Origin of the sequence: Lactobacillus acetotolerans DSM 20749 = JCM 3825, assembly GCF_001436775.1 — a bacterium.
Classification (GTDB): domain Bacteria; phylum Bacillota; class Bacilli; order Lactobacillales; family Lactobacillaceae; genus Lactobacillus; species Lactobacillus acetotolerans.
In genome coordinates, this window is the sequence record NZ_AYZC01000071.1 from 1 (window position 1) to 3371 (window position 3371).

Genomic DNA, 3371 nt, shown 5'->3' on the forward strand with positions numbered 1-3371 from the left:
ATTAATCAGGATTTGAATCTGTTTTAGATGATTGTTAGATCAATGAGGTTTAGAACATTCAAAATGGCCAAGCTAAACATTATCCCGTTTTAGATGATTGTTAGATCAATGAGGTTTAGACCTCAGTGATGTTAATGAATAGCCTAGAAAAAGTTTTAGATGATTGTTAGATCAATGAGGTTTAGACCGTTTAGCAGAAGCTAAGCATCTCAATATCAGTTTTAGATGATTGTTAGATCAATGAGGTTTAGACCATTTATAATGAGATGTCGGTACAGATTCAAGTTTTAGATGATTGTTAGATCAATGAGGTTTAGACCTGCGACTACAACACAATCTCAACCTACACAGTTTTAGATGATTGTTAGATCAATGAGGTTTAGACCAGGGCCCGAGACAGGAAGCACTTGTTTCTGGTTTTAGATGATTGTTAGATCAATGAGGTTTAGACCCAAGCTTTAGGAAAGCCTTTTCAGTTTTACGTTTTAGATGATTGTTAGATCAATGAGGTTTAGACCCCAGTTGCCGGGCACCACGTTCTTCGAACTGTTTTAGATGATTGTTAGATCAATGAGGTTTAGAACAATTATCGGTTCTACGTTTATGCTCTTCAGGTTTTAGATGATTGTTAGATCAATGAGGTTTAGAACTCCTGGTGATAAAGATGATCCATTTGCAGGGTTTTAGATGATTGTTAGTTCAAGGGCTTTTAGAACGTACGTAGCAAAACCAATATGGCGGACTTAATTTTAGATATCTGTTAGATCAAAAAAGGCGATTTTAATTAATCGCCTTTTTCTTACGCTTTCTTTTAAAATTCTTAACTTTTCTTTTAAAATTCGTTTTACTGACTGGTCAATTTGCTTTTCTGATATCTCTTTATTTTTAACTGCTTGTTAATTGCTGGAATTCTGTTTTTGTAATTTCCTCCTAAAAGTAAATAATTACCTGCTTTTAGAGCTAAAATATCAGCGTTTGTGTGGTGTAATTTAGTATATTGTGTAATTGCACCCATTTGAAGATCATCAGAAATAATTAAGCCATTGTAATCCAATCTTCTACGTAAAAGTTTATGAACTGTAGATGAAAGGGATGCAGGTAGCTTAGGATCCATGTTTTAATAATAATGTGTGGGACCATGATACCATCTGCGCCAGCTTCAATACCAGCTTTAAAGGGCAACAGATCTTCGCATTCATAATCTTTAGGAGATTTATTTATTTCTGCAAACCCGGTATGTGTATCACCGGCATCCCCGTACCCCGGAAAAAGTTTTAAAGTGGAAACTACTTTTTCTTTTTGAATTGCTTTAACAGTTACTGGGATATAATGAGCTGTTTTTGTATATCTAACTCCTAAAGTACGGTCATAAATAAAACTTGAGTGATCTTTCGCTACATCAGCTACTGGCGCAGAATTCGTATTGGTTTCATTTGTACGTAGAATCTTTGCCACTTGCGTGTCTTCTTTTTCAATCCCAGCTAATCTACGCTTTTTATAAACTTCTTGTGGACTTGGGAAATTACGTCCACCCGTTAATTTGTGATTAGAACTTAATCTTGAAACGCTGCCACCATTTTGATTTGTTGCGATAAGCAAACCATGTTTATTGTTAGTTTAGTATTGCTTCATTTCGTCGCGGAATTTCGTTTTGCTTTTGTTTTAAAAATCTTTAGCAAATAAAGTTGGCTAATTTTTTCATTTAAAGTCATATTCCTAAGTATTCGTGTGACTTTATCAGGCTTTTCTTGTTTAACGATTTTAGTTTTGCTATTAGAATTTGATTTCTTATTTTTATTAATTTTAGAATTGCAAGCCGCGAGTAAGGCTACGCCGACTAGTAAACCAATGAATAAATATTTTTCTTCATTTATATAATTCACTATAAGTAATATTTAATAGAATAAGTTCTAAGCTTATTCTATTTTTGTTGATAAATTTTTTGATTTACTATTTTTATTTAAATTTGGTAGGCTTATTAAAAAGACAGATAAAGTAGATTGGTGACTAAAATGACGAAGAAGAAAATGCGAAGAACGACTAAATGGAAAGTTTGGTTAATTTCATTACTTGTAATCATTATTTTATTTGGAATTTTTTATGCTTGGGGATCGGTTTATTATCAAAAAGAGAGGCAAATTGACCGAATAACCTCTAGTTTAAGTAATCCTAATGCTAATTTGGCTGAGTATGTTACGCCATCTGATCCTGACATTGATGTAACTAACAGAAATTTGAAACCTTTGCAGAGTTATTCTAAAGAAAATCCGAGGGCTAAGAAGCAATTGGTGCATGATTTGAAAAATGGACAAACTTCTAATCAAATCACTTTAATCAATTCAGGTAGTCATTTCCTTCTTTTTCCTAAATATACTATCCGGGTACAGGTATATCGCCCACAGATTGAAACCAATCACCCGGATTCAAAGTTACAGGTTAATGGTAAAAATTTGGGTGTTATGAACGGTTCGGGTCAGAATTTCTATCAGGATTTGGGTCTAGTTTTTCCAGGCCGTTACCATATTGTCGTTAATACGAAAGTAGGTAAACGACCTTTAACAGCTAATTCCGTTGTTAATATCTGGTCTGATAAAACCGTGGATATGACCATTAGAACGGCTACTTTTCAAGTTCGAAGTGTCCCTAAAGGCAATATTTTTATTAACGATAAAAAAGTGGCTACTTTAGATAGTCATGGACAGTATGTGTTTAAAAATTATCGTTTAGCTAAGAACATGGAACTGTATATTCAAAGTACTTATAAAGGCAAAAGAATTAAGTCAGAGAAAGTAAAAGATATACCCCAATCAATTGATAAAGACTTTAGTAATACTGATGATGGGATTACTGACTACGGCAATGCACCGGATTATCAAGGTAACCAAGAAAAAGATGTTTATCAAGATGTTGACGGTGACTACATTGTTAATCCAAATTGGCCAGGTTTAATCAACGATAAAGCAGCTGCTAAGTTGATTGGTACGAATTTTAAGAAACCTGATAAAAATGATTTTGTTAAGGGTAAGAAAAATCCGAGCTTTAATAAATTGAAGCAGCAGGTAAGAAAATTTAAATTTAGTTTGCCAATTAGAAAAGTAAAAATAGCTGTAGATGTATATCAAGTTTTACCGGCTGGGGATAACTATGGTGATGTTAGCTATAAAGTTGTGTATAAATATAAGAAGAATGGCAGAAATGCGAAAAAGGTAGTTAGTTATCAACACGCAATTTTTCATGATGTTGATAACAAGCAATTGATTAAAACACTAGGACAACGCAAATAATTAATTTAAAAGACAAGTCTTTCTTAAGATATGCAATGTCATTAAGTTAAGACATTGACAAAGCTGATGATACTTTTTAAGACATTT

1 protein-coding gene, 1 pseudogene and 1 CRISPR repeat array are annotated in these 3371 nt (G+C 33.1%); of the genes and pseudogenes, one reads left to right on the plus strand and one right to left on the minus strand.

Annotated elements, in window-relative coordinates:
* Positions 1-19: 19 nt before the first annotated feature.
* A CRISPR array of direct repeats spans positions 20-716; the repeat unit is 37 nt; unit sequence AGTTTTAGATGATTGTTAGATCAATGAGGTTTAGACC.
* A 128-nt stretch (positions 717-844) separates the two neighbouring features.
* Positions 845-1599, minus strand: a pseudogene (locus tag FC77_RS07425) (glycoside hydrolase family 3 N-terminal domain-containing protein).
* A gap of 413 nt (positions 1600-2012) precedes the next feature.
* On the opposite strand from FC77_RS07425, the gene FC77_RS07430 reads away from it, so the two are divergent.
* A complete protein-coding gene (locus tag FC77_RS07430; protein WP_151443662.1) occupies positions 2013-3284 on the plus strand; it encodes a TcaA 3rd/4th domain-containing protein in 1272 nt (423 codons plus the stop codon).
* Positions 3285-3371: the final 87 nt, after the last annotated feature.

Bases quoted from the DNA above. Each gene is read 5' to 3' on its own strand.
- FC77_RS07430 (WP_151443662.1), top strand. From the start codon at position 2,013: ATGACGAAGAAGAAAATGCGAAGAACGACTAAATGGAAAGTTTGGTTA.